The organism is Jiangella alkaliphila (assembly GCF_900105925.1).
Classification (GTDB): domain Bacteria; phylum Actinomycetota; class Actinomycetes; order Jiangellales; family Jiangellaceae; genus Jiangella; species Jiangella alkaliphila.
This window is the reverse complement of record NZ_LT629791.1, coordinates 2,967,747-2,993,527: the sequence shown is the minus strand read 5'-3', so window position 1 is coordinate 2,993,527 and position 25,781 is coordinate 2,967,747. Positions and strand designations below refer to the sequence as shown.

19 protein-coding genes are annotated in these 25,781 nt (G+C 73.1%); 11 read left to right on the top strand and 8 right to left on the bottom strand.

Features of this window, described 5'->3' with window-relative positions; genetic code table 11:
• Positions 1–344 precede the first annotated feature (344 nt).
• Positions 345–1,418 (top strand): 3-deoxy-7-phosphoheptulonate synthase, encoded by a 1,074-nt coding sequence (locus BLV05_RS13920; protein ID WP_046767431.1) that lies wholly within the window; start codon positions 345–347, stop codon positions 1,416–1,418.
• Positions 1,419–1,506: 88 nt separating this feature from the next.
• On the opposite strand, the gene BLV05_RS13915 is transcribed toward BLV05_RS13920, so the two are convergent.
• Genes BLV05_RS13915 through BLV05_RS13900 form a run of 4 tightly spaced genes read right to left on the bottom strand, consistent with a single transcriptional unit; the run spans position 1,507 to position 4,916 of the window.
• Positions 1,507–2,121 (bottom strand): DUF624 domain-containing protein, encoded by a 615-nt coding sequence (locus BLV05_RS13915; RefSeq protein ID WP_046767432.1) that lies wholly within the window; start codon positions 2,119–2,121, stop codon positions 1,507–1,509.
• On the bottom strand, positions 2,114–2,839 hold the full coding sequence (locus tag BLV05_RS13910) for an SDR family NAD(P)-dependent oxidoreductase (RefSeq protein WP_046767433.1): 726 nt from the start codon (positions 2,837–2,839) through the stop codon (positions 2,114–2,116). Before BLV05_RS13910 ends, BLV05_RS13915 begins: the two co-directional genes overlap by 8 nt.
• Entirely contained in the window at positions 2,836–3,750 is a 915-nt protein-coding gene (locus tag BLV05_RS13905; RefSeq protein ID WP_046767434.1) for a dihydrodipicolinate synthase family protein, read from the bottom strand. Before BLV05_RS13905 ends, BLV05_RS13910 begins: the two co-directional genes overlap by 4 nt.
• Positions 3,747–4,916 (bottom strand): mandelate racemase/muconate lactonizing enzyme family protein, encoded by a 1,170-nt coding sequence (locus tag BLV05_RS13900; protein WP_046767435.1) that lies wholly within the window; start codon positions 4,914–4,916, stop codon positions 3,747–3,749. The genes BLV05_RS13905 and BLV05_RS13900 overlap by 4 nt, the downstream gene beginning before the upstream one ends.
• An 85-nt stretch (positions 4,917–5,001) precedes the next feature.
• Between BLV05_RS13900 and BLV05_RS13895 the strand changes: the two genes are divergently transcribed.
• The 7 genes from BLV05_RS13895 to BLV05_RS38200 are packed head-to-tail and all read left to right on the top strand — an operon-like array spanning position 5,002 to position 16,675.
• Positions 5,002–5,793, top strand: coding sequence for an IclR family transcriptional regulator (locus BLV05_RS13895; protein ID WP_082155027.1), 792 nt, complete (start codon positions 5,002–5,004; stop codon positions 5,791–5,793).
• A gap of 36 nt (positions 5,794–5,829) precedes the next feature.
• Positions 5,830–7,284: an ABC transporter substrate-binding protein gene (locus tag BLV05_RS13890; RefSeq protein ID WP_046767436.1), complete on the top strand. Its 1,455-nt coding sequence runs from the start codon at positions 5,830–5,832 to the stop codon at positions 7,282–7,284.
• Between the two features lie 6 nt (positions 7,285–7,290).
• Positions 7,291–8,247, top strand: a complete 957-nt coding sequence (locus tag BLV05_RS13885) for a carbohydrate ABC transporter permease (RefSeq protein ID WP_046767437.1) — start codon at positions 7,291–7,293, stop codon at positions 8,245–8,247.
• Positions 8,244–9,140, top strand: a complete 897-nt coding sequence (locus BLV05_RS13880) for a carbohydrate ABC transporter permease (RefSeq protein ID WP_082155028.1) — start codon at positions 8,244–8,246, stop codon at positions 9,138–9,140. The genes BLV05_RS13885 and BLV05_RS13880 overlap by 4 nt, the downstream gene beginning before the upstream one ends.
• 24 nt (positions 9,141–9,164) lie before the next feature.
• On the top strand, positions 9,165–13,883 hold the full coding sequence (locus BLV05_RS13875; protein WP_046767438.1) for a golvesin C-terminal-like domain-containing protein: 4,719 nt from the start codon (positions 9,165–9,167) through the stop codon (positions 13,881–13,883).
• A 13-nt stretch (positions 13,884–13,896) separates the two neighbouring features.
• Positions 13,897–15,036 carry a mandelate racemase/muconate lactonizing enzyme family protein gene (locus BLV05_RS13870; protein WP_046767439.1) on the top strand — a complete coding sequence of 380 codons (1,140 nt, stop codon included), beginning with the start codon at positions 13,897–13,899 and terminating at the stop codon, positions 15,034–15,036.
• On the top strand, positions 15,014–16,675 hold the full coding sequence (locus tag BLV05_RS38200) for an acyltransferase (RefSeq protein WP_046767440.1): 1,662 nt from the start codon (positions 15,014–15,016) through the stop codon (positions 16,673–16,675). Before BLV05_RS13870 ends, BLV05_RS38200 begins: the two co-directional genes overlap by 23 nt.
• On the opposite strand, the gene map is transcribed toward BLV05_RS38200, so the two are convergent.
• Together map and BLV05_RS13855 are read right to left on the bottom strand one after the other, a co-directional pair.
• The gene (gene map, locus BLV05_RS13860) at positions 16,638–17,402 is read right to left on the bottom strand and encodes a type I methionyl aminopeptidase (protein ID WP_046767441.1); all 765 of its coding nucleotides are present in this window, start codon (positions 17,400–17,402) and stop codon (positions 16,638–16,640) included. The genes BLV05_RS38200 and map overlap by 38 nt on opposite strands.
• A gap of 146 nt (positions 17,403–17,548) precedes the next feature.
• On the bottom strand, positions 17,549–18,286 hold the full coding sequence (locus tag BLV05_RS13855) for an SDR family NAD(P)-dependent oxidoreductase (RefSeq protein ID WP_052762238.1): 738 nt from the start codon (positions 18,284–18,286) through the stop codon (positions 17,549–17,551).
• A gap of 82 nt (positions 18,287–18,368) precedes the next feature.
• Here BLV05_RS13855 and BLV05_RS13850 point away from each other — a divergent pair, with 82 nt between their 5' ends.
• On the top strand, positions 18,369–19,505 hold the full coding sequence (locus BLV05_RS13850) for a mandelate racemase/muconate lactonizing enzyme family protein (protein WP_046767443.1): 1,137 nt from the start codon (positions 18,369–18,371) through the stop codon (positions 19,503–19,505).
• Positions 19,506–19,512: 7 nt separating this feature from the next.
• Entirely contained in the window at positions 19,513–20,280 is a 768-nt protein-coding gene (locus tag BLV05_RS13845; RefSeq protein ID WP_046767444.1) for an NAD-dependent epimerase/dehydratase family protein, read from the top strand.
• A gap of 7 nt (positions 20,281–20,287) precedes the next feature.
• Here BLV05_RS13845 and BLV05_RS38605 read toward each other — a convergent pair whose 3' ends face one another.
• A complete protein-coding gene (locus BLV05_RS38605; RefSeq protein ID WP_160312718.1) occupies positions 20,288–23,194 on the bottom strand; it encodes a helix-turn-helix transcriptional regulator in 2,907 nt (968 codons plus the stop codon).
• Between the two features lie 100 nt (positions 23,195–23,294).
• Positions 23,295–23,465, bottom strand: a complete 171-nt coding sequence (locus tag BLV05_RS35775) for a hypothetical protein (protein WP_157524251.1) — start codon at positions 23,463–23,465, stop codon at positions 23,295–23,297.
• Positions 23,466–24,347: 882 nt separating this feature from the next.
• On the opposite strand from BLV05_RS35775, the gene BLV05_RS13835 reads away from it, so the two are divergent.
• Entirely contained in the window at positions 24,348–25,754 is a 1,407-nt protein-coding gene (locus tag BLV05_RS13835; protein WP_083421320.1) for an IS1380 family transposase, read from the top strand.
• Positions 25,755–25,781: the final 27 nt, after the last annotated feature.

Genomic DNA, 25,781 nt, shown 5'->3' with positions numbered 1-25,781 from the left:
GTGCCACAATGCCTCCATGCATCGGATGGAGTTGCTATGCAACATGTGCATACACTACGCATATGCTGTTAAGTGTCAAGCGCGTGTTTCATGCGCTGGTCAGAACGGTGACGTCAGAGGGCCTCGCCGCCGACGGTCGGCTATAGTCGCCACCGTGACCGTGGTTCGTCGGTATCCGTATTTTGCGCAGGCTCCGGGTGGAGCCTGGCGCGTCATGCGCTAGCCACGACCACCCGGAGCCAGCAGGGCAGAGACGTCGGCGTCTCTGCCCTTCGTCATGAGACGGGCCGGCTCGCAGGGCAACCGACGGGACGTCCCACTCGACGCAGAGGAGACGTAGACCCATGTCCGAGCCCCAGTCCCCCACCGGCGACCTGCGCATCACCGGGTTCCAGCCGCTCATCTCGCCGGCCGGCCTGCTCGCCGAGCTGCCGATGGACGAGGAGCACGCCGCGCTCGTGCGGTCCAGCCGGGCCGAGGTCCGCCGCATCATGGCCGGCGACGACGACCGCCTCCTGGTGGTCGTCGGCCCGTGCTCGGTGCACGACCCGGTGGCGGCGCTCGACTACGCCCGCCGGCTGCGGCCGGTGGCCGACGAGCTGCGCGACGACCTCGCCGTCGTCATGCGGGTGTACTTCGAGAAGCCGCGCACGACGGTGGGCTGGAAGGGCCTGATCAACGACCCCGGCCTCGACGGGACGTTCGACGTGCCGCGCGGCCTGCGCATGGCCCGCGAGCTGCTGTTCGAGGTGCTCGGGGCGGGGCTGCCGGTGGGCTGCGAGTTCCTCGAGCCGATCAGCCCGCAGTACATCGCCGACACCGTCTCGTGGGGCGCCATCGGGGCGCGCACGCCGGAGAGCCAGGTGCACCGCCAGCTCGCGTCCGGCCTGTCCATGCCGGTCGGCTTCAAGAACGCCACCAGCGGCGACGTCCAGGCCGCCATCGACGGCTGCACAGCGGCCGCCCACGGCCACGTCTTCTTCGGCGTCGACCACGACGGCCGCGCGGCCGCCGTCAGCACCGCCGGCAACCCCGACTGCCACGTCATCCTGCGCGGCGGCAGCGCCGGCCCGAACTACGCGCCCGAGCACGTCCGCGACGCGCTGGCGCTGCTGCACAAGGCGCAGCTGCCCGAGCGTCTGGTCATCGACGCCAGCCACGGCAACAGCGGCAAGGACCACGAGCGCCAGGCGGTCGTGGCCCGCGAGATCGCCGCGCAGGTCGCGGCCGGCCAGCGCGGCATCGGCGGCGTCATGCTGGAGAGCTTCCTCGTGGCCGGCCGGCAGGACCTCGCGAGCACGCCGCTGGTCTACGGCCAGAGCGTCACCGACGCGTGCATGAGCTGGGAGACGACCGAGGTCCTGCTCGGCGACCTGGCGGCCGCCGTCCGCGCCCGACGCGACGCCGTCCCGGCCTGATCGAGACGCCGCGGCTCAGCCGAGCCACCACCGTTGATCATGGAGAAGGTCGGCTTCGGGGACCGCTGAGAGCCGACCTTCTCCATGATCAACTCGGGGTCCGCGGCGGTGAGTCGGCCAGGCCGCGGTGGACGGTGACGGTGGCGATCAGGGCGGGCAGGGCGGGGAAGAAGAGCGGGACGGCGGCCGGCGTCGTGAGCCAGCCGCCCACCGCAAGCCCCACGACCAGAACCGCCACGGCCACCGTCACCAGCGGCCGGCGCCACGCTACCTCGGCCGTGACCTGCCACGACCGCACCACCGGCAGGTCGACGTGCGCGACGACGGCGGGCAGCTGGAGCAGCGTCGCGAGGTACCCGGCGGCCAGCACGGCCATCCCGACGGCGAACGGCGTCGACCGCGACAGCAGCAGGTAGAACACCACCACCCACACGGTCAGGATCGGCAGCCCGAGCACGACCTGCGACGAGCGCAGCGACGCCCGCCAGGCAGCCCAGTAGTCGTGCCACAGCCGCGGCGACCGGTCCAGCACGTAGGCCCGCAGCACCGCGTACAGGGCGGCCGTAGCCGGGGCCAGGCCGAACAGCACCAGCCCGGCCAGCACGCCGAGCAGCCACAGCACGTTCAGCGCGTCCAGCCGCGCGGGCCAGTCGAGGAACCCGTAGAGGCGGCCGAACCGGCCGCCGATCTCGACCTCAGCCATCGCCCTCCAGCCGGGCCCGCAGGTCCGGCCGGGCGAACGCCGCCGGCGAGGCGATCGACAGCCCGCCGTCGACCGGCAGGACGACGCCGGTGATGGCCGAGGCCGCCGGGCCGGCGAGGAACTCCACCGCCGCCGCGACCTCGTCCGGCCGGATGGTCCGCCCGATGGGGTAGCCCGCCTCGGCGTCGGCGTACTGCTCGCCGCCCACCAGGCCGGGCGCGACGGCGTTGACGCGCACGCCGGAGCGCGCGTAGTCGAGGGCCAGTTGGCGCACCAGGCCGTCGACGCCGCCCTTGGCCGCCGCGTAGCCCGGCAGCCAGGGCGCGGCGAGGAACCCGTTGACCGACGAGACCGCGACGATGGAGCCGCCGCCGTCGACCAGCCGCGGCAGCGCGGCGCGCGCGGTCAGGAAGAACGTGTCGAGGCAGGCGGCCAGGGCCAGCCGCCACTGCTCGTCGGTGGTCCGGTGCGCGGGCGCCACCGGCATCGCGCCGGCCGCCGGCACGAGGACGTCGATGCCGCCGAGGACGCCGGCCGCCTCGGCGACCGCCGCCGAGGCCTGCGCGGGGACGCTGCAGTCGGCGGTCAGGTCCGCCGCCAGCGGCGCGCTGCCCGACGGCTCCAGCGAGATGCCCACGACCCGGCCGCCGGCGGCCGCGAACCGGTCGGCGACGGCGCCGCCGATCGGCGTCGAGGCGCCGACGAGGACGACTCTCACCGAGCGGCCCGCAGGTCCAGCGGGGCCAGGATCTCGTCGAGCAGGGACCGCCCGCCGGCGTCGAGCGTCTTGGCCGGCAGCCGGACGGTGGTGTGTTCGATGATGCCGCGGCGCACCAGCACCTCCTTGTGCACCGCCCAGGCTATGCCCTGCTGCAGCCCGTGCACGATCAGCGGCAGCAGCCGCGTGAACGCCGCCCGCGCCCCGGCCCGGTCGCCCGCGTTCCAGGCGGCCAGGACCGGCGCCAGCAGGTCGGGGAACTCGCAGGCGGGCATGGTGCCGATGGAGCCGCGGGCGTACTCGTCGAGGACGAACTGGGCGTTCTGGCCGCCCAGGACGGCGAACTCGTCCTCGTCGCCGATGGCGTCGGCGACCGCGCCGACCTTGGGCACCGTCGGCGGGGCCTCGACCTTGACGGACGTGACGCCGTCGAGCTTGCTCAGCTCGACGATCAGCGCCGCCGACATCGCGACGCCGGTGACCCCGGGCGCGTCCTGGACCATCACCTCGGTATCCGCCGACGCCGCGAACTCGCCGACCAGCCCGTAGAACTCCACGAGCTGGTCCGGGCCGGGCTTGACCATGAACGGCGGCAGCACCATGAGCGCGTCGGCGCCGCCGTCGGCGGCCTCGCGGGCCTGCTCGAGCGCGGTGACCGACGAGGTGCCGTTGACGCCCGCGACGACCGGGACGGCGTCGGCGACCACCTCGCGGACGTCGCGCAGGATGAGCTGGCGCTCCGTCAGCGTCAGGGCGAACCCCTCGCTGGCCATGCCGAACACCGCGACGCCGTCGACGCCGCTGGTCAGCTGGAACTCCACCAGCCGCCGCAGCCCCGGCCGGTCGAGTGTGCCGTCGGGGAGGAAGGGAGTGGCCAGGATCGGCACCAGGCCGTGGACGGAGTGGGTCATCTGGTTCGGGACTCCTCGGCGAGCGTGCGGATGGTTTCCTCGTCGACGTCGATCCCGAGACCCGGACCGGCCGGCAGCGGGAAGCCGCCGGGGCCGGACGCGATCGGGTGCCGCAGAATGCGCTGGCCGACGTCGGTGGATCTGGGCTGGTACTCGAACACCTCGAGGCTCTCCACCGCGGCGCTGACGTGCAGGCCGGCGGCCAGGGCGACCGCGAGTCCGGTGGAGTGGTGCGGCGCGACCGGCAGGTGCCGGGCGGCCGCGAGTTCGGCGACGACCATCGCCTCGGTGATGCCGGTGCGGCCGACGTCGGGCTGCGCGATCCGCAGCGCCCGGGCGTCGAACCACTGGCCGAACTCGTAACGGTTGCGCAGCGCCTCGCCGACGGCGATCGGGACCGGCGACGTGCGGGCGAGCTCGGCGTGCCCGGCGAGGTCCTCGGGCGCGAGCGGCGCCTCCAGGAACCAGGCGCCCCGCTCGGCCAGGCCGGCGGCGAGCCGGCCGGCGTCGGTGACCGAGTAGACCCAGTGCGCGTCGACGGCGATCCGCAGCGACGGTGCGGCCGCGCGGATGGCGTCGACGGTGGCGAGGTCGGCCTCGACGCCGTGGCCGAGGTGCAGCTTGACCGCGGTGGCGCCGCGGGCGACCCAGTCGGCGGCCAGCGCGGCCCGCTCGTCGTCGGTGGTCCGGGGCAGCCCGGAGACGTAGACCGGCAGGTGGTCGCGGAAGGCGCCGCCGAGCAGGTCGGCCACGGAGCGCCCGCTGAGGCGCCCGGCCAGGTCCCAGAGGGCGATGTCGACGGCGGCCAGAGCGTCGGCCTGGTGCCCCACCAGATGACCGCGCTCGCGCATGAGGTCGCGCAGCCTCGACCACGCCGGCCGCGGCCGGGTGGCGTCCATCCCCCGCAGGATCGGCGCGAGCAGCAGGTCGACGACCGCCGCCGGCACCTCGGGCGCGACCGGCGCCAGTGCCTCACCCCACCCGGACGTCCCGTCCTCCGCCGTCACCTTGACCAGGAGCGCCTCGAACCGATCCGAGTAGAGGCTGCGCCACGGCTCACGGACGGTGTACGCGGGACCGATGTCGCTGCCGTCGCGCAGCGCGCCCAGGTAGGCCTCGTCCGAGCGCAGCTTGACGACGAACGTCTCGATATCACGAATCAACATCTGACATCCGAAGAGGGCTTGACTTCATGCACCATATGCGTAACTCTCCCACATGATGCACGGTTCCTTCAATGTCAGGAGCGCAGTGGCAACGGACCAGGCCACGAACCAGAGTGTCGAGAAGGCGGCGACCGTCCTCAGCGCCTTCCTCGACGGCCGGGCCCTGCGCGTGTCTGACGTCGCCAAGCACGCTGGACTGGGTCAGTCCACGGCGTCCCGACTCCTGTCAACACTTGAATCGTTACAGTACGTCGAGCGCGAACCGGTCAGCGCCCTGTACCGGCTGGGGCCCGCGCTCCTGACGCTGGCCGGCGTGGCGATCAACCAGCACCCCGTGCACCGCGAGGCCCGGCAGGCCGCGCAGCTGCTGGCCGCGTCGCTGGGCCTCGGCGTCAACGTCGCGGTCCGGCACGGCTCGTGGCTGTTCTACCTGTGCAACTTCGAGGGCCGGCTGGCGCCGAAGTCGTTCACGCTCATGGGTCAGCGCAATCCGCTGCACGCCACGGGCATCGGCAAGTGCCTGCTGCTGCCGCTCACCCCGGCCCAGCGCCGCGAGCTCGTCCCCGACCTGCATCGCTACACGCCGCGCACCATCTGCGACCACGACCAGCTCGACGCCGCCCTCGATCTGGCCGCGCACCGCGGCTACGCCACCGAGGTCGAGGAGCTGGCGCTGGGACGGTCCTGCGTCGCGGCCCCGATCCTGGACCAGTCCGGCAACGTCGTCGCCGCGCTGTCCATCTCCGGCCCGCTCTCCGCGCTGGGACTCGCCGACGGCGACCCCGAGCTGGCCAGCACCGTCATCGAGGTAGCCGACTCGATCAGTGTCGGCCTCGGCTACCTCGGTCCCCGGCACGCGCCGGCGTCGCACTACTAGACCCCACGTTCCTCGACAAAGGAGTCAGCGAGAACCATGTCCCGCACACGACGCACGCTGCGCTGGGCCGCCGCCGCCACGGCCGTCGCCCTGACGGCCACCGGCTGCAACCTCGTCGGCAGTGGTGAGGACGACAGCGACAACGACGACGCCTCCGGCGAGAGCGCCACCATCACCGTCGCGCTGGTGCCCGACCCGCCCGGCGCCAGCGAGTTCTACCGCGCTCAGTTCGACCAGTTCGAGGAGGACAACCCGGGCATCACCGTCGACGTGGTCGAGAACCCGTCGGACCAGCAGCTCAACGCCGTCGAGCTGATGTTCCAGCAGGGCGCCCCGCCGGACGTGTTCCGGGCGCAGGCCGACGGCTTCGACCGCATGTACGAGCGCGGCTGGACGCACTCGCTGGAGGAGTTCGTCACCGACGAGTTCATCGACCGCTTCCCCGAGGGCACGATGGACCCGGCGACGTCCGGCCTGCACCGCGACGGCGAGCTGTACACGCTGCCGCTGGTGACCGGCAAGTGGGACGTCCGCGTCATGATCTACAACGAGGCGATCCTGCGCGACAACGGCTACGACGATCCGCCGGAGACGTGGAGCGAGCTGGAGGAGATGGCCACGACCATCACCCAGAACGGCGGCGGCTCGGTGTTCGGCTACGCGCCGACGTCGGGCAAGGCCGGCGCCGTCGAGATCCTCGCGCAGACCGCCGTCCCGTACTCGGTGGTCCAGGACGGCATCGACTTCCGCACCGGCGAGCCGGCGACGGCGTCGCCCGGCATGGTCGAGGCGGTCGAGTTGCACCGGCGCATGCAGGCCAACGGCGTCATGGTGCCGGGCTGGGAGAGCTGGGACGGCAGCCGCGCGTTCACCGAGTTCGCGGCCGGCACGATCGCCATGTACCCGAGCGCGCCGTGGCACGTCGCGGAGATCCGCAAGCTCAACCCGGAGATCGAGATGGGCGTGGCCGCGCTGCCGGTGCCCGACGACGGGCGCGGCGGCTACACGCCGACGAAGCAGTCGTTCCAGCCGATCTGGTCGATGTCCTCGGAGACGGAGAACCCCGAGCAGGCGTGGGCGGTCATGGACTTCCTGGCCTCGGAGGACTTCAACCGGGCCTACTACGAGGAGTTCGGCACGCTGACCGCGGTCGAGAGCGCCTGGGAGGAGCAGGCGGCGGAGAACCCGGACCTGGCGGCGATCCTGGCCGTCTCCGAGGAGGGGATGCGGCTGGTGCCGAACCCGACCCTGGCCAGTCCGGGCGGCGCCGCGCTGCTGCAGGCCCGGGCGCAGCGGCCGGAGCTCAAGCACACCGACGCCGCGGTCGACGCGATCATCAACAACAAGCCGTTCCTGCCGATCGCCGAGGCTCTCGACGCCCAGATCCAGACGTTCCTCGACGAGTCGCTGGCCGAACTGAGCGGTACCGCGACCATCGACGACATCACCTTCCCCGGCTGGGACCCCCTCGAGAACTACACCCCGGAGTAGCAGTCCATGGCTTCGACGCACGCACCCGCCCGGCGGCCTCGCGCCGCCGGGCGGCCCCGGGCCGCGCGCTGGCGCCGGCATGCCTGGAGCTACGCGTTCCTGGTGCCCGGGATCCTGTTGTTCGGCGGCTTCTCGCTCTGGCCGCTCATCGCCAGCTGGTGGTACGCGTTCTTCGACTGGGACGGCGTCGGCACCCCGACCAACTGGATCGGGTTCGACAACTTCCGCGAGGTGCTCGGTTCCGACGCCTTCTGGGACGCGTTCTGGCACTCGTTCCTGTTCTCCTTCGCCGCGCTGGTCATCGAGCTGCCGCTGGCCCTGGTGCTGGCGATCCTGCTGAACAACGCCTGGCTGCGCGGCCGCAACGTGTACCGGCTGGCACTGTTCCTGCCGGTGGTCACGACGACGGCGGTCATCGGCATCGTGTTCGCGATCCTGCTCGACCCCATCCGTGGCGTCGTGAACACCGCGCTCACCGACTCCGGGCTGGTCGGCTCGGCGGTGAACTTCCTCGGCGACACGACGACCGCGCTACCGACGCTGATCGGCATCGACGTGTGGAAGGGCTTCGGCATCACGCTGATCTACTGGCTGGCCGCGCTGCAGACGATCCCGAAGGACATCCACGAGGCGGCGCTGATCGACGGCGCCAACTCGCGGCAGTCGCTGCGCTTCGTGGTGCTGCCGATGCTGGTGCCGCTGGCCATCGTCATCCTGCTGCTGGTCTTCCAGCGCAGCCTCAACACCTTCGACCTGGTGCAGGCCACCACGCAGGGCGGGCCGAACTACTCGACCGACGTCGTGCCGACCTACATCTACCGGTTCGCGTTCGACCCGTTCCTGCAGGCGCCGCGGTACGGCTTCGCCTGTGCGGCGGGCGCGGTCTTCGGCCTGATGACCCTGCTGATCACCCTGATGCAGGCGCCGCTGCTGCGGGGCCGGTACAAGGCGGGAGCGCCATGAGCACCACCGAACTCGTCCGCGAGACCCCGGCGCCGCCCGCGCAGGCCGGTTCCGACCGGCGCAACCGCTGGTATCGGCACCGGCGCAAGCTCTGGCACCTGTTCCTGATCCCGTTCTGCCTGCTGTGGGTCTACCCGTTCATCTGGATGATCTCGGCGGCGTTCAAGTCGCCGCGCGAGATGCTGCTCGGCGGGCTGTCGCTGATCCCGGACGAGTGGACGTTCGACAACTTCGACCGGGCCTGGACGACGGCCAAGTTCGGCGATTACACGATCAACACCATCACGTTCTCCGTCACCGTGGTGCTGCTGGTACTGGTCGCGTCGTCGACCATGGGGTACGCGCTGTCCAAGCCGGGCCTGCCGGGCAAGAAGGTGATCATCGGCGTCCTCGTGGTGACGATGTTCATCCCGCACAGCTACACGATCATCCCGGTGTTCCTGCTGATCAACGACCTGGGGCTGAACAACGGCCTGCTCGGCGCCGCGCTGGCGCAGGCCGGCCCGGGACTGGTGGTGCCGATCCTGCTGTTCATGGGGTTCTTCGCCGGCATCCCCCGGGACCTGGAGGACGCCGCCCGCGTCGACGGCGCCGGCTACGTGCGCACGTTCGCCCGGGTGCTGCTGCCGCTGGCCCGGCCGGTCATCGGCACGGTCGCGCTGATGAACTTCGTCTTCGCCTGGAACGCGTTCTTCGTGCCGCTGGTGTTCACCCTCGGCGCGCCGGAGCTGCGCACGCTCGGCGTCGGCATGTTCAGCTTCTTCGGCCAGGAGGGCACCGACTGGACCGGGCTCGCGGCGGGCGCGTGCATCAGCACCGTCCCGATCGTCATCGTGTTCCTGTTCCTGCAGCGCACGTTCGTGGAAGGCATCGCCGGCGCGGTCAAGAGCTGACCCTCGTACGAAAGGTCGGACCCCATGCACGAGGTACCCCGGGCGGCAGCCTGCCCGAATCCGAGTCTGTCCCGTCGCTCCGCGATCCGCCTGCTGGTCGGCGCGGCCGTGCTGCCGCCGGTGGTGAACGCGTTCGGGCTGTCGTCCGCGGCGGCGGCCACCACCCCGGCCGCGGAAGGGCAGCCGCCGCTGCCCGACGCGCTGCGCCGGCTGCCGATGCCGGACCTGGCCACCGAGCCGGCCGCGACGATCACCGGCGACCGGCACCGGGTGACGTTCCACCGCGCGAGCTGGGGCGGCGGCCACACCTACGTCCGCGACCTCGAGGTCCAAACGGACGGCGGCGACTGGCTGCCGGTCACCGCGGCCGAGCACCGGTTCGACGAGCAGTGGATCGTCCTGACCGGCGACGACGGCAACCCCACCGACTATTACACGTCGATGACGCCGAACTGGGTCGCGTTCGACTCACTCGCCCAGCTCGACGCGCACACCGTCGAGCTGCGCAGCACGCCGCCCGGCGGCTACGACCTCACCGTCCGCTGGTCGCTGGCCGGCGCCAGTCCGGAGCTGCAGTGGACGCTCACCGCCGGCGCCGACGACCACTACGTCGTCGGCTACCAGTCGGTCGACGCCGTCACCCCGGACGACGTCGACGAGGTGCTCTGCGGCTCGTGGCAGCATGCCCGGGTGATCGGCGGGGCACAGTCGCTGGGCGCCTGGGAGCTGTTCGCGCCGATGTCGCTGACCCAGCGCCGCATCGGCGACCACGACGTCACGCTCGGCGTCTACACCCCCGGTGAGGTGCTGCTGTTCGAGCACGAGCGTGAGCCGGGCCCGGACGGCCAGCCGTTCGGCATGAGCCTGCGCAACGACGACCGCGACGTGCAGCCGGTGGTCTTCGCGCCGCAGGCCGGCCGCCGGACGCCGCTGGCCGCCGGTGAGAGCCGCGGGTACGCGTTCGGCCTCTACGCCGCCGCCGGCACCGTCTACCAGTCCTACACCGACCTCGTCCGGAACGAGTACGGCTACACCGACTACCGGCGCAACGTCTACGACACGTCGCTCACCGACACCGTCCACCACCTCATCGACCTGCTGATGGTCGAGCCGGACGGCGACGACAGCGAGTCCTTCGTGCCGTCGTTCAGCGGCTGGTGGAACCGCGCCAAGGGGTTCGTCGACATCGAGAACGACCAGGCCGTGCGTACCCCGATCGCCGGCGTCCTGCTGTCGGCGTACCACCTGACCGGCGACGACGCGCTGTACGAGCGCCGGGCCCGGCCGCTGGTCGAGTACCACCTGTCGCGCGCCGGCCACGGCAGCACCCCGGTGAAGGGCGCGCCGGTGTACGGCAACCCCGATCTCTACCGCATCGGCCGCATCCCCGGCGACGCCTCGACCCTGGTGCCGCTGTACGAGCAGACCCGCGGGCAGAACGCCGGGCTCCACTCGCTGGCGATGGAGCTGATCCGCCAGCGGCCCGGGCGCGACGCCCGCACCCCGATGAGCACCCCGCTGCAGGCCTACGTGCTCACCGGCAACGAGGCCTACCTGGCCGAGGCCAGGGCCGAGGCGCGACGGCTCATCCGCGACCAGATCATGCGGCCGTACGCGACGAACGCCGCCGAGAACGAGTTCGGCTACCACTACGTGAAGGCCTGGACCGAGCTGCTGGTGCTGTTCGAGCTGACCGGCGAGCAGGAGTTCCTGGACGGCTCGTACCGCGAGGCGCAGCGCTACCTCGGCGTCATGAACGTGCGGCCGGTCCCGGACACCACGGTCACGGTGCCGAACCAGCCGTTCATCGACAACCAGATCGACTGGTGGAACACCCCGCTGCTGCCCGACTACCCGCAGACGACCGTGCCGAGCGAGGAGGTGCCGGCCTGGACGGTGTCGTCCTCCGGGGTCACGTTCGAGCAGCTGTCGACCTTCAAGGTCTCCGCGGGCCGGGTGAACCCGGGCGGCGGCTTCACCTGGATCCCCGCCTGGGCGCCGTTCTTCCTGCGCCTCGCCCACCACACCGGTGACGACCTGTTCCGTGACGTGGCGCACAACCTCGTGGTCGGCCGGTTCACCAACTACCCCGGCTACTACAACCGCCAGTTCAGCGTCGCTCACATGAAGCCGGACTTCCCGTACCAGGGTCCGCCCGGTGCCGGGGGCATCTACTTCCACCACATCCCCGCCCAGCTCGGCCTGGCGCTGGACTACCTGATCACCGAGCACCAGACGCGCTCCGACGGCGAGATCGACTTCCCGCGGCAGTTCGAGACCAACTACGTGTTCTTCAAGTTCTCGACCTACGGGCACGCGCCCGGCACCTTCCACGGCGAGGACGGCGTCTGGCCGTACTTCCCGAAGGGGATCGTCGGCGTCGACAACCCGCAGGTCAACTGGCTGACGGCGGTCGGCAACGGCAGCCTCTACCTCAGCCTCACCAACGAGAGCGACACCGACGAGCGGGTCACCGTCGACGTCGCCACCCCGGTCACCGGGCTGGCGCGGCGCGCGGCGAACCGGGTCGAGGTGCTCGGCGGCGGGGTCCGGACCGCTCAGACCCTGCGGGGCGGACGGCTCACCACGACGATTCCGGCGAAGGGCCATGCCGCGCTGGTGGTCCGCGACGTCGACCTCGACGTCCCGTGGCACTGGACCTCCGACGCCGCCGACCAGGGCCCGGACAGCCACCACCACGCCTTCCTCGACCCCGCCGCCCAGGCCGGGCTGGTGCGCGCGGTCCTGCTGGTCCGCCCGGACCGCTCCGGGTACGACGCCTACGTCCAGGCCGACACGGAGACGACGGCCCAGCTGCACTACGCCGTCGGCGACGCTCCCGCCCAGCAGGCGCCGGCGAAGGTGTTCCCGTTCGAGTGGACGATCCCGGTCGGCAACCTGACCGCGCCGATCACCTTCCGGGTCGTCGCCGGCGACCGGGCGACCGCGGACCACACGCTGCGGCTGCCGCCGTCGGTCACCGGGGTCGTCCCGCCCGGCGAGGCCGCCTGCGGCGAGCTGTCGGCCGCGCCCGACACGACGCCGGGCGACGACGTCCGGGTCCGGGCCCGGGTCCGCAACGGCACGGACGCGCCACTGGACGGCGCCGAGCTCGCCCTGGCGGTGCCGAGCGGGTGGACGGCCGCGCCGGTGGGCGACGTGCCGGCGTCAGTGCCGGCCGGCGGCACCGCGGACTGGCTCTTCGACGTCACAGCGCCGGCGGACGCCACCGGAGCCGCCGAGCTGACCGCCACCGCCCGGTGGACGGGTGGCAGCACGGTGCTCACCCCGGCCACGGTCGCGGTCCTGGTGCCGCTCAAGCTCCCCGCGCTGACGGCGGTTCCGGCCGAGCTCGCCCGGCCCGGCGACGCGTTCGAGCTGACCACCGCCGTGCTGAACCTCGGCCCGGTGCGGCGTTCGGGGACGCTGCAGGTGAGCGTCCCGGCGGGCTGGCGGGCCGAACCCGCCATCGTCGGCTACGACGTGCCCGGGCGCGAGGAGCGCGAGTACACCGTCACCGTCACGTCGGCGGCAGGAGCCCTGCCCGGCACCGCGCACCGCATCACCGTCGCCGCGGACGCGTCGGCGCAGCAGGCGGTCACCGTCCGGCTCACGGGCACCGAGATCGTCGTCGACAACGCCGACCCATGGCCCCGGTACGTCGAGACCGGCTGGTGGCTGCCCAGCACCCTGGCCGGCTGGAACCGCACGGCGTCCCGGTTCAGCGAGGAGGACCGGCTCGGCGGCACGGCCACCTGGACCCCGGAGCTGCCGGCCGACGGCGTCTACGACGTCGCCGTCTGGTACCCGTCGAACGCGGACACCACCCGGGCGGCGGTCTACGTCGTCCGGCACGCCGACGGCGAGGACGAGATCGTCGTCGACCAGCAGCAGGACGCCAACGGCTGGCGGGCGCTCGGCCGGTTCCGGTTCACCGCCGGCACCGGCGGGTCCGTGCGCATCGAGGTCCGCAACCCCGGCTTCCACCGGGTCGACGCGGCCCGGTTCCTGCCGGTCGACGCGGCGGCGCTGTTGCCGGTGGTGTCCGGCCTGGCCGCCGCCGACGTCGCGGCGCCCGGCGGCGGCACGACGGTGACGGCGACGCTGCGCGCCCAGGACGGCACCCCGGTGCGGGGCACGGCCACGCTGGCCACCCCGGGCGGCTGGACGGTCACGCCCGCCGAGATCCCGGTGGACCTCGCCGGCGGCGCCACGACGACCTTGGAGTTCGCGCTGACGGCGCCGGCGGACGCCGCGGCCGGGTCGCTGCACGAGCTCGCCCTGTCCGCGGCCGGCGCCGAGGCGGCGATCGCCGTCGCCATCGGGGCGCCGAACGCCGCGGCCGCCGTCGTCGTCGACGACGAGGACACCGGGTACACCGACGCCGGCGGCTGGAGCGCCAGCAGCCTGCTCGGCCACGACGGCAGCCGGTCCCGCTTCGCCGGCGGCGGCAGCGGCGCGGTCGCCACGTGGTCCCCGGAGCTCGCGGCGGCCGGCCGCTACCGTGTAAGCGTCTGGTACCCGACGAACGCGACGACCACCCGCGAGGCCGTCTACACCGTCGTGACGGCCGGCGGCGAGCGGACCGTCGTCGTCGACCAGCAGGCGGGTGGCGCCGCCTGGCGGCCGCTGGCCATCGTGGACCTGGACCCCGCGACCGCGGCGGTCCGGCTGGCCGCGCAGAACAGCGGCCACCATCGTGCCGACGCGGCCCGGTTCGAGCCCGTCGTCCCCGCACAGTGAGGTTGGAGAGCACATGAAGAGCCTGGTGATCGCGGCCGTCGAGGCGCTGCCGCTACGGCTGGCGCTGGACGGCACGCCCGACCGCGGCGGCCCCGACTACCAGGCGCCGCACGAGCGGCCGACCATCTACTCGCCCAGCCGCGAGACGGTGTTCGTCCGCATCGAGACGACCGACGGGCTGGTCGGCTGGGGCGAGGCGCTGGTGCCGGTGGCGCCGCGAGTGGTCGCGGCGATCGTCGAGGACCTGCTGACGCCCGCGCTGATCGGCGCCGACGCCGCCGACGTCCGGCCGCTGCGGTACCGGCTGGGCGAGCTGATGCGCGAGCGCGGGCACCTCGGCGGGCACCAGGCCGACGCGCTGGCCGCCGTCGACATCGCGCTGTGGGACCTGCTCGGCCGGGCCACCGGGCTACCGGTCGCGACGCTGCTCGGCGGGGCGTTCCAGCGGCGGATCCCCAGCTACCTCACGTCCGTCGGCACCGCGACCACGGCGGAGCAGTTCCGGCAGCACTGGGACGACGGCGTGCGCCGGTTCAAGCTGCACCTCGGCCCGTCCGTCGACGAGTCGCTGGCGACGTTCGACGCGGCGGCCGCCGTGCTGCCGGATGCCGCGTTCGCCGTCGACGTGCACTGCCGGCTCGACGGCGCGTCCGGGCTGCGGCTGGCCCGCGAGCTGTCGGCGCGCGGCGCGTGGTTCCTCGAGTCGGCGCTGCCGGCCGAGCACGCCCGCGGGTACGCCGAGCTGGCGGCTGCCGCCGACCTGCCGATCGCCGCCGGCGAGGCGCACCGGCACCGCTACGAGGTGGCCGACTGGCTGGCGATCGACGCCCTGGACATCTACCAGCCCGACATCGGCCGCACCGGGATCACCGAGGGCGACGCGATCGCGACACTGGCCAACACCGCGTACCGGCCGATCCTGCCGCACCACTCGGCGGCGCTCGGGCTGGCGCTGGCGGCCGGCCTGCACGTCGCGGCGGCGGCGGACAACGCGCCGTTCTTCGAGTTCTCGCCGGGGACGGTCGCGCTGGCCAACGTGCTGCTGGCCGAGCCGATCGTCACCGAGCCCGATGCCTACCTGCTGCCCGACGGGCCCGGCCTCGGCGTCGTGGTCGACGAGGACAAGGTCCGTGCCGCCGCCGTCGAACGCTGACCGGTTCGACGTCCTGCCCTGGGAGTTCGCGGCGTCGGCGACCTCCGCGGAGCGCGCCGAGCAGGCGTCGGTGCAGGCCGGGGTCGCGGGCGACACCTCGTTCGGGCCGGACGTGTACGTGTCGCCGCGCGCGGCCGTGTTCCCGCGCCGGCTGGTCCTGGGCGCGCGGTCGTACGTGGCGGCGCACGTGTACCTCACCGACGACGTCGAGCTTGGCGCGGACTGCACCCTGAACCCGTACGCCGTCGCGCGCGGGCGCATCGTCGCTGGTGACGGCGTGCGGGTCGGCGCGCACACGTCGCTGCTCGGGTTTTCGCACGGTATGGCGCCGGACGCGCCGGTGTTCCGGCAGCCGGTGACCAGCCGTGGCATCTCGATCGGCGACGACGTCTGGATCGGCTCGCACGTGGTGGTCGTCGACGGCGTCCGGATCGGGTCGCACGCGGTGGTCGGCGCCGGGTCAGTGGTGACCCGCCACGTGCCCGACTGGGCCGTCGTCGCGGGCAACCCGGCGCGGGTGGTGCGCGACCGGCGGGCGCTGCGGACCGGCGGCTCGGGGCTGGAGTCGCAGCTGGCCGCGTTCGGCGCGCGGGTGCACGAGCAGGCGGCCGACGTGCTGGCGCGGTACTGGACGCCCGCGCCGGCCGCCGAGCTCGGCGGCCGGTTCGCCGAGACGCCTGGCGCCGCGCCCACCGTCCGGGCCTGGTGCGACGCCGTCGAGATCGCCGACCTGCTGCTCGGCGCTCCCCCGCCGCAGGTCGACGGTGCGGCGCTGGCGGCGTACCTGCGGTCGCTGCAGCAGCCGGACACCGGGCTGGTGCCGGAGTACGGCCGGCCGGCATCGCTGGACGACTCAGCGGCCGCGTACCACGTGCTCAGCGTGGGCTATGCGCTGTCGCTGCTGGGCAGCCGGTTCGCGCACCCCGTGGCGGTGCCGCCGGCGGCCGAGCTCGTCGCGCGGCTGGACGCGCTGCCGTGGGCGGAGTCGGCCTGGGCGGCGGGCGCGTGGGTCGATACCGTCGGCACCGCACTGCACCGCAACCGCGCCGACGCCGGCGTCGACGGCCCGGTGGAGGCGCTGTTCGGCTGGCTGCTCACCCGCGCCGATCCCGCGCACGGCATGTGGGGACGCCCGTCGCCACCGCCCACCGGCTGGCACGAGGTGGTGAACGGGTTCTACCGGCTGACCCGCGGCACGTTCGCGCAGTTCGGGCTGCCGCTGCCCTACCCCGAGCGGGCCGTCGACACCGTCCTGGCGCACGCCGCCGACCCGCAGTGGTTCGGGCCGGACCGCGGCACCGCCTGCGACGTCCTCGACGTCGTCCATCCGTTGCTGCTCACCCGGCAGCAGACCGCGCATCGCCGCTCCGACGGCGACGGATGGGTGCGGCAGCAGCTGGACCGGGCGCTGCGCGGCTGGGTCGACGGCGCCGGGTTCTCGTTCGAGCTGACCACCGGCGCGTCGCGGCACCGCACGCCGAGCCTGTTCGGCACCGAGATGTGGCTGGCGATCGTCTGGCTGCTCGCCAACCACCTCGGTGAGAGCGACGCGCTCGGTTACCGTCCCCGCGGCGTGCACCGGCCGGAGCCGGCCGCCGCCGTCAGGGCGCCGTCAGCACCTGGGCGCCGTCCGGCGTGATGGCGATGGTGTGCTCGCTGTGCGCCGTCCGCGACCCGTCGGCGGAGCGGATCGTCCAGCCGTCCGGGTCGTAGACGATGCGGCTGGTGCCGGCGGCGAACCACGGCTCGACGGCGATCGTGAGGCCCGGGCGCAGCGGGTAGCCGCGACCGGCGCGGCCGATGTTGGGGACCGACGGGCTCTCGTGCATCGTCCGGCCGACGCCGTGGCCGCCGAACTCGCCGCTGGGCGTGTAGTCGTAGGACTCCGCGACCGCGGCGATGGCGGCCGAGACGTCCCCGAGCCGGCCGCCTGGCTTGGCCGCCTCGATGCCCGCCGCCAGCGCCTCCTCGGTGGCCCGGACCAGCCGCACGTCCTCGTCGCGCGGCGTCCCGGCGATGACGCTGATGGCGCTGTCGCCGACCCAGCCGTTCAGCGACACGGCCAGGTCCAGGCTGAGCAGGTCGCCGTCGCGCAGCGTCACGTCGTGCGGCAGGCCGTGCAGCACCGCGTCGTTGAGCGACAGGCAGATCACGTTGCGGAACGGCCCGTTGCCGAACGACGGCGCGTAGTCCCAGTAACAGGACACCCCGCCGCCGGCCTCGATCAGGTCGCGCGTGCGACGCTCGATGTCGAGCAGGTTCACCCCGGCCCGGACCATCGGCCGCAGCTCCTCGAGGATCCCTCCGACGAGCCGCCCGGCCGCACGCATCTTCGCGATCTCGGCCTCGGTCTTCAGTTCGATCATTCCCGCACCTCCGGTATAATCATACCGGACCCAAGAGCCAGCCCCACCCCCACCCAAGTTGATCTTGGAGTAGTGCGGCAATTACGGCCCGAAATGCCCGGTAGATACCCGCAGAACTCCAAGATCAACTTGGGCGGGGCGGGGGGTCAGGCGCCGGGGAGGAAGCGGCTGCGCATCTCCGGGCGGGCGAAGGCCGACGGGCTGGCGATGGTCAGGCCGCCGTCGACCGGCAGCGTCACTCCGGTGACGAAGGAGGCGCCGTCGCCGGCGAGGAAGTGGACCACCTCGGCGACCTCCGCCGGGCGTCCGGTGCGGTAGAGCGGGTAGCCCTCGGCGAGGCCCGGCCGGTCGTCGGCGTCGGTGGTGATGAGGCCGGGCACGACGGCGTTGACGCGTACGCCGCGCGGGCCGTAGTCCAGCGCGAGCTGGCGGACCAGGCCCTCCAGGCCGGCCTTCGCGGCGGCGTAGGCGGGCAACCACGGCGACGCGACCCGTCCGTTCACCGACGACACCGCGACGATCGACGAGCCCGGAGCGAGGTGCGGGAGGCCCTGCTTGCAGACCTGGAACGCGGTGGTCATGACGGCGTCGAGGCTGGCGTGCCACTGCTCGTCGGTGGTCTCGACCAGCGGCGCGGTCGGCTGCACCGCCGCCGCGGGCACGATGACGTCGAGCCGGCCGGCGCGGTCGAGCACGGCGTCGACGACCTGCCGGGCGCCGGACGCGGTGGCACAGTCGGCCTCGAGGTGGACGGCCAGCGACGGGTGGTCGAGCGGGTGGACGCTGACGCCGACGACGGTGTCGCCGCCGGCGGCGAACCGGTCGGCGATGGCCCGGCCGATCTCGGACGACGCGCCGATCAGCAGGACACCACGTGCGGGCACCCCGACCTCCTCGCAATTGCACACCTAGTGCATTATCGGGATGACACTATCACCATATGGATACCGAGCTGAGGTCGCATCGATGAAGATCACCGAGGTCGAGCCGCTGGTCATCGCCACCGGCACCGGGACGTATCTGCTGGTCGTCGTGCACACGGACGAGGGCCTGCACGGCCTCGGCGAGGTCGGCATGCGGTCCCGGCCGCGGGCCGTGCTGGGCGCACTGGCCGACTTCGCCGACCTGGCCGTCGGCACCGAGGCGCACCGCATCGAGGAGCTGTCGCAGCTGTTCCTGCGCGGCGGCTTCTTCCCCGCCGTCGGCGACGTCGCGGCGGCCGCGGCGGGCATCGACCTCGCGCTGTGGGACCTGCGCGGCAAGGCGCTCGGCGTCCCCGTCCACGAGCTGCTCGGCGGCGCCGTCCGCGAGCACGTCCCCGCCTACGTGCACCTGCCCGGCCACGGTCTGCCCGAGTACGTCGAGAACGGGCAGCGGCTGGTCGAGCAGGGCTGGCGGCACCTGCGGCTCGGGCTGCAGCCGCCGGCCGAGCCGGTGCTGGAGCCGCGGGCGACGCTGCGCGAGAACATCGCCGCCTTCCACGGCCTGCGCGACGCTCTCGGCGACGACGTCGAGCTGCTCATCGACGTGCACACCCGGCTGGACCCGGCCGAGGCGGCCGTCTTCTGCCGCGAGATCGAGCCGGCCCGGCCGTACTTCGTCGAGGACCCGCTGCGCTCGGAGAACCTGGACTCGTACCGGACGCTGCGGGCCCGCACCGGGGTGCCGCTGGCGGCCGGCGAGCAGCTGACGACGGTGTGGGAGTTCCGCCCGCTGATCGAGGACGACCTCGTCGACCACGCCCGCATCGACCTCGCCAACACCGGGCTCACCCAGGGCCGCAAGGTCGCGGCGATGGCCGAGGCGCACCACATCCAGGTCACCACGCACAACCCGCTCGGCCCGGTCTGCTCGGCGGCGTCGGCGCACTTCAACCTCACGCTGCCCAACCTCGGCGTGCAGGAGCAGACCCATCCGCACGGCTGGGACGACGACCCGCTGCTGCTGGCCGGCCCGGTGGTCTCGGCCGGCGCCGTCCGGCCGGGTGACGGGCCCGGGTTCGGCGTCGAGATCGACCTGCCCGCTGCGCGGCGGGCGGCCGCGGGCGAGCTGGGGCCGCCGCCCCGCTACCGTCGTCCGGACGGATCGCTGACGAACTGGTGAGGTGCCCATGACCGCAGTGCTCGTGACCGGCGCGGCCGGCAAGGTCGCCCAGATGCTCCGGCCCGCCCTGACCGGCCTCGACGTGCGCGCCGTCGACGCCCGCGAGGTGACCGGCTGGGACGGCGCCGACACCCGCACCGGTGACCTCGCCGACCCCGACTTCACCGAAGGCGCAGTCGAGGGCATGGACGCGGTCGTGCACCTGGCCGCCAACCCGCGCCCCGCCTCGTCGTGGCCGGAGTTGCGTGGCCCGAACGCCGACGCCGTCGCCAATCTCCTGGACGCGGCCTGGCGGGCCGGGGTGACGAAGGTGGTGCTGGCCAGCTCGGTGCACGCGATGGGCGGCTACGTCGCCGAGGGCCTGCCCGCCGGCACGCTGGTCGATCCGGCGTGGCCGGCGCGGCCGTGCTGCACCTACGGCGCCACCAAGGTGTTCGCCGAGGCATACGCCCGCACCGTCGCCGACGGCGGCGGGCCGGCCGTGGTGTGCCTGCGGCTGGGCGGGGTGGTGCCGCGGCCGACCGACACCGGCAACCTGCTCGGCTGGCTCTCCCCCGGCGACCTGCGGCTGCTGGTGCGGTCGTCGCTCGCGGCGGACGTCCGCTACGGCACCTACTTCGGGGTGTCGGCCAACACCCGGGGCGTGTTCGACTACGCCAACGCGGTGGACGAGCTCGGCTACCGGCCCGAGTCGGACTCCGAGACCTACGCCGGCGACGTCACACTCGGCGACGGCGGCCTGTGCCGGTGGAGCGCCGAACGCGCCGGCGTCTGAGCGCTGGTCACGAGGCGGCGGTGTCGAGCAGACCGTCGCGGTGGGCGATGGCTGCCGCCTCGCCGCGGCCGGAGGCGCCCAGCTTGGCCAGGATGTTCGACACGTGCACGCTGGCGGTCTTGGCGCTGATGAACAGCTCGGCGCCGATCTCGCGGTTGCTCCGCCCCTCGGCCACCAGCCGCAGCACCTCATGCTCGCGCACCGTCAGCCCGGACGGCGCCGCCGGGGCGGGTACGCCGGACACCAGGGGCAGCTGGGCCCGCCGGGAGAAAGTGCCGATCCAGTCGCGGATCAGTCCCGCACCCACGGCGTCGGCAGCGGCGGCGGCCTGGCGCAGTGCCTCGACCGCGTCGTCGCGCCGGCCGGCCTCGACGAGCGCCTGGCCGAGCCGGTAGCCGGCGTACGGCACCAGGTGCACCGGGCCCTCGGCCGCCCGCAGCTCCGCCAGCGCGGCCTCCCACGCGGCGGCGTCGCTGCCGCCCGGCCCGGCCAGCTCGGCCTCGACCAGCACCGTCCACACGCCGAACGGCCAGCCGCGGCCGGCGTGCGCCGTCAGCGCCCGCAACCACTCGATCTCGGCGCCGAAGCCGGCGGCGCCGCCCGCGGCCCGGATGCGCGCCCCCAGCGCCTGCGCGCCGGCGAACGCCAGCGGCAGGTCGTAGCCGGGCACCGCGGCCTCGGCCCGCGGACCGACCGCATCGGTGACGGCGGCCCAGGCCCGCTCGGCGTCGCCGTGGACGAGGGCGACGTCGGCCTCGAGGCGGGCCACCAGGCGGCCGTCCTGCGGCAGGACCACGCGACGGGTCATGCCGGCCCGCAGCCGCTCGACCGCCGCGGCGGCAGCGTCGACGTCGCCGCGCCAGAGGTCGAGCCAGGCCCGCAGGCCGATCATGTGCCGCTCGTGGTTGGGCGGCGGCACCAGCTCGAGACCGCGCCCGATCATCCGCTCGGCCCGCTCCCAGTCGCCCAAGGCGAGCATCGGCTCGGCCGCGTTGCCCGCCAGCACGACGCCGGAGGTGCGCTTGCGCCCGCGCTTGCGCGCGTGCTCGTAGCCCTCGGTGGCGACGTCGACGGCCTCGCGGTAGCGGCCGAGCAGGCTGTACGCGTCGGACAGGTTGACGAAGTAGCGGTGCAGGTGGTCGGGCTCGGCGGTGGCGATGGGCCCGGCCCGGCGCAGCTCGGTGAGCGCCTGCTCGGCGTCGCCCATGTGCACCCACGCGGTGCCCCGGGTGATGCGCGCCGACGCCACGATGCGGTCGAGGCCGATCAGCGTGGCGACCCGCTCGGCTTCGTCGGCGACCTCGAGCGACTCGTCGAAGCGCCAGTCGAGCATGAGCATGGTGGCCAGCCAGTCCAGCGCCTCGGCCCGCTGCACCGACGGCTCGGCCGGAATGAGCTCGCGCGCCTCCATGAGCGCCTCGATGGCGCCGGGCCGCCCCAGCCGGTTCTTGACGCTGCCCAGGTGCGCCAGCAGCCAGCCGGCCCGGACCGGGTCGGCGGACCGGTCGACCAGCCGCAGGCCCTCTTTGACCAGCGACAACGTCCGCTCGAACTCCCCCGCCGCGTACGCCTCGGTGGCCGCCCGGATGAGGACGTCGAGGCGGTCGCTGCCGGCCACCTGCTCGGGCTCGGCGACCTGGTCCCACAGTTCCAATGCCCGCTCCAGCAGCTGCTGCGCAGTGGCGTGGGCGTAGCTGCGGACCAGCTCGTCGGCCGCGGTCAGCGACCAGGCGAACGCCCGCTCGACGTCGTGGGCGGAGTACCAGTGGTGCGCGACCTCGGCCGCGGTGGGCGTGCTGGGCATCAGCTCGGGGTGCGCCTCGAGCGCCTGCGCGTAGCGGGCATGCATGCGGGCGTGCTCGCCCGGCAGCATGTCGTCGTGCAACGCCTCGCGCAGCAGCGCGTGCCGGAACGCGTAGCCGTCGCCGTCGACCACGATGACGCCGGCCGAGACGGCCTCGCGCAGCGCGGTCTCCAGCGGCCCGGACTGCTCGCCCGCGACCAGCTCGAGGACGGAGTGGTCGACGCGGTTGCCGGCCGCCGACATCAGCCGCAGCAGCCGTTGCGTCTCTTCGGACAGCGGCTCGACCCGGACCAGCAGCAGGTCGCGCAGCGACCCGGGGAGCTCGGCGCAACCGCCGTCGGCATGGGCCAGCTCTTCGACGAAGAACGGGATGCCCTCGCTGCGCCGCACGACGCGGTCGACGTGGGCGCGCTCGGGCGGCCGGCCCAGCAGCTCGCGCAGCTGCACGACCACCTCGTCGGCGTCGAGCCGGGGCAGCTCGATGCGGTGCACCTGGCGCAGCCGGTCGAGCTCGGCCAGCAGCGGGCGAAGCGGATGGCCGCGGTGCAGTTCGTCGGAGCGGTAGGTGGCGACGATCAGCAGCTGGGTGTCGCGCACCCCGCGGACCAGGAAGCGCAGGAGGTCGCGCGTGGGGCTGTCGGCCCACTGCAGGTCCTCGAGCACGACCACCAGCGGACGGTCGGCCGCCACCCGCTCGAACAGCGAGGTGACGACCTCGTACAGCCGGCCGCGACCCTCGGGCCCCTCGGCCGGCGCCACCCCCAGCTCGGGCACCAGCCCGGCCAGCGCGTCGCCGCCCGGACCGGCCAGCTCTAGCAGGCGTTCCGCCCCGAACTCGGCATGCAGCCCGCGTAGCGCGCCCACCAGCGGAGCGAACGCCGGTCCCTCGCCGTCGAGCGGAACCGACTGGCCGGCGACGGCGCGGGTGCCGCCCGCCACCACCTCGGCCACGAACTCCTCGGCCAGCCGCGACTTGCCGATGCCGGCCTCGCCGCCCAGAAGGACGGTGACCGGCTCGCCCGCACACGCGGTGGCATAGGCCGCCCGGAGGTCGGCGAGCTGCCGATCCCTCCCGACGAGGCCCGTGGTGTGGGTGACGTGAATGACCACGTCATTCATCCTGCCACCCGCCACCGACAGCCCCATCCGACCTTTCCTCCCAGCAGAGTCGTCCTCCAGCAGAGACGTCGTCCAGCAGACCCGCCGCCGCTCAGGCGATCCGGGCCCGGCTGCGCGCGGTGGCGCCGGCCTTGCGGCCGGTCCCGCGCCGCAGGGCGGCCAGCGCCTGCCGCGCCAGCCCGTCCCTGCGTGCCTCGGCCTGCAGTTCGCGCGACCGCTGGTCGTGAACGATCCGTGCCGCGTAGTCCCCGTGAATGCTCATGATGCTCGGCTCCTCGCCATGCTCGTGTCCTTCTGTCATCGAGCATGGTTCTGAGGCGCCGTGTGACGCATCGGGAGACTGCCGCATTGTGGCCGCCCGGAACCCGTCTAAGGCGGTCTGAGGCAGCACCTAAGGTGGCTCTGAGCTGGGCTGAGGTGCCTCAGAGACGCAGTTCGCCCGGTGTTCGCCGAGCTGGGGCGTCCCCCTGCTGCCCATTGTCTTAGCCGCGCACCCGCGCCTCAAGCGGACTATGGGGGCGCTTCGCGCCGACGGGACCGCTTGACCCGCGCGCACGCGGCCTAAGAACTGGCAGCTATCAGGGGGACGGGGAAGAACCGGGCACAGCCCGCGCCCGATATGCACCGTTCGCCGGACCCCGCAGTGCCGGCATCCTGGGTCTGAGGCGCGTCCTGGGCGTGAGTCGCGCCGAACCGGCGAAACGGGCCCGAAAACGCGCCTCACGCCCAGGACGCGCCTCACACCCAGGATGGTGTCCGTCGGGCTCCTGGTCTGCCGTGACGTCCTGGTCCCCGGTCACGCCACGAGCCCCGAATCCGCCATTTCGCGTCACGGCAAACCACGACGTAACGCCAGACCACGACCCGCACCGTCGTCCTCAATGGCCAAGGTCATCCTCGATGGCAGAAACCGTCCTCGTGCCCCATCGAAGACGCCCGGCGCTATCGAAGACGACAGCCGGCATCGACGACCAGCCGTCGCCAGACTCCTCCCGTCCCCCTGATAGCTGCCCGTTCTTAGCCTCGATCCACCGACAGGTGGAGTGTCGTGGTAGGGCGTGGGAGCGTGAGAATGCCCTTCTGAGCTGGGAGGATACGACTTGTCTAAGGCACGTATCGCCAGCTCAAGAAGGGCATCTCGTAGATGCAACTCTCTCACACCCGACCGGTCGTCTCGGCGGCCTTCGATGAGCCCAACCTCGTGTCGTCGGCGGGCCTGGTCCCGGCGATGGCCCTGGCCGGCGAGGCACGGCTGCGCGAGCTGGGCGATGAGCACCTGAGCGTGCCGACGGACAAGGGCGCCAACGCCGGGCTGAAGCTGTCGGGCCTGGTCGCCGGCATGACCGCCGGCGCGGACAGCATCGACGACATGGCCCTGCTACGCCACGGCGCGATGGGGAAGGTCTTCGCCGGCATCTACGCCCCCTCCACACTTGGCTCGTTCCTGCGCGCCTTCACCTTCGGCCATGTCCGCCAAGCCGACGCGATCGCCTCTCGGTTTCTGATCAACCTGACCCAGCGCACGGCCCTGCTGGGCGAGACCGCAGACACCGCGACGGTGATGGTCGACATCGACGACACCATCGTGGAGGTACACGGCTATCAGAAGCAGGGCGCGGGGTTCGGGTACTCCGGGGTGCGGGGCCTGAACGCCGTGCTGGCCACCGTTTCCAGCCAGACCTTCGCGCCGGTGATCGCCGCCCAGCGCCTGCGCAACGGCTCGGCCGGGTCCCCACGCGGGGCGACGCGTCTGGCCACCGACGCCCTCGCCCTGATCCGCCGCACCCACCTGGCCGGCCGAGACGTGCTGGTCCGGGCGGACTCGGCGTTCTACTCCCACGCCCTGGTCACCGCAGCGTTGAAGGCCGGCGCGAACGTCTCGATCACCGTGCGGATGGACCCGGCGGTCAAACGCGCCATCGCCGGCATCGCCGAGACCGCCTGGACCACGATCAAATACACCGACGCCGTCTACGACGAGACCACCAGAACATGGAACTCTCGTGCCGAGGTCGCCGAGGTTCCCTTCACCGCGTTCACCTCCAAGAACAAGACCGACCAGGTCCCCGGCCGGCTCGTGGTCCGCCGTATCCCCGATCTCAACCCCCGCAACAGCGAAGGCCAGGACACGTTGTTCGATTCCTGGCGCTTCCACGCCTTCTTCACCACCACCGACACCACCGAGATGGACACCGTCGCCGCGGACCAGACCCACCGGGCCCACGCGGTCATCGAGAACGTCCACGCCGACCTCAAGGCCTCCGCGCTGGCCCACCTGCCCTCCGGGGTGTTCAACGCCAACGCGGCCTGGCTCGTCTGCGCGGTCATGGCGTTCAACCTCACCCGCGCCGCCGCGACCCTGACCAAGACCCCCACTCTGACCAGGGCGACCACCGCGACGATCCGCCGCAAACTCATCACCGTCCCCGCCCGGATCGCCACCTCCGCCCGGCGTCTGACCCTGCACCTGCCGACCAACTGGCCCTGGCAGACCGCGTGGTCCACGCTCTACAACGCCCTCTTCCCCCGGCCCGCCACGACACACACCTGACCACCAGCCCCCGCCGGCACGAGAAGG

What these genes read in the sequence shown, in the direction of transcription:
- BLV05_RS35775 (WP_157524251.1), bottom strand. Translation starts at nt 23,465, where the DNA reads ATGAGCATTCACGGGGACTACGCGGCACGGATCGTTCACGACCAGCGG.
- BLV05_RS13905 (WP_046767434.1), bottom strand. Translation starts at nt 3,750, where the DNA reads ATGACCCACTCCGTCCACGGCCTGGTGCCGATCCTGGCCACTCCCTTC.
- BLV05_RS13870 (WP_046767439.1), top strand. Translation starts at nt 13,897, where the DNA reads ATGAAGAGCCTGGTGATCGCGGCCGTCGAGGCGCTGCCGCTACGGCTG.
- BLV05_RS13885 (WP_046767437.1), top strand. Translation starts at nt 7,291, where the DNA reads ATGGCTTCGACGCACGCACCCGCCCGGCGGCCTCGCGCCGCCGGGCGG.
- BLV05_RS13875 (WP_046767438.1), top strand. Translation starts at nt 9,165, where the DNA reads ATGCACGAGGTACCCCGGGCGGCAGCCTGCCCGAATCCGAGTCTGTCC.
- BLV05_RS13845 (WP_046767444.1), top strand. Translation starts at nt 19,513, where the DNA reads ATGACCGCAGTGCTCGTGACCGGCGCGGCCGGCAAGGTCGCCCAGATG.
- BLV05_RS13890 (WP_046767436.1), top strand. Translation starts at nt 5,830, where the DNA reads ATGTCCCGCACACGACGCACGCTGCGCTGGGCCGCCGCCGCCACGGCC.
- BLV05_RS13915 (WP_046767432.1), bottom strand. Translation starts at nt 2,121, where the DNA reads ATGGCTGAGGTCGAGATCGGCGGCCGGTTCGGCCGCCTCTACGGGTTC.
- BLV05_RS13920 (WP_046767431.1), top strand. Translation starts at nt 345, where the DNA reads ATGTCCGAGCCCCAGTCCCCCACCGGCGACCTGCGCATCACCGGGTTC.
- BLV05_RS13880 (WP_082155028.1), top strand. Translation starts at nt 8,244, where the DNA reads ATGAGCACCACCGAACTCGTCCGCGAGACCCCGGCGCCGCCCGCGCAG.
- BLV05_RS13850 (WP_046767443.1), top strand. Translation starts at nt 18,369, where the DNA reads ATGAAGATCACCGAGGTCGAGCCGCTGGTCATCGCCACCGGCACCGGG.
- BLV05_RS13835 (WP_083421320.1), top strand. Translation starts at nt 24,348, where the DNA reads ATGCAACTCTCTCACACCCGACCGGTCGTCTCGGCGGCCTTCGATGAG.
- map (WP_046767441.1), bottom strand. Translation starts at nt 17,402, where the DNA reads ATGATCGAACTGAAGACCGAGGCCGAGATCGCGAAGATGCGTGCGGCC.
- BLV05_RS13900 (WP_046767435.1), bottom strand. Translation starts at nt 4,916, where the DNA reads ATGTTGATTCGTGATATCGAGACGTTCGTCGTCAAGCTGCGCTCGGAC.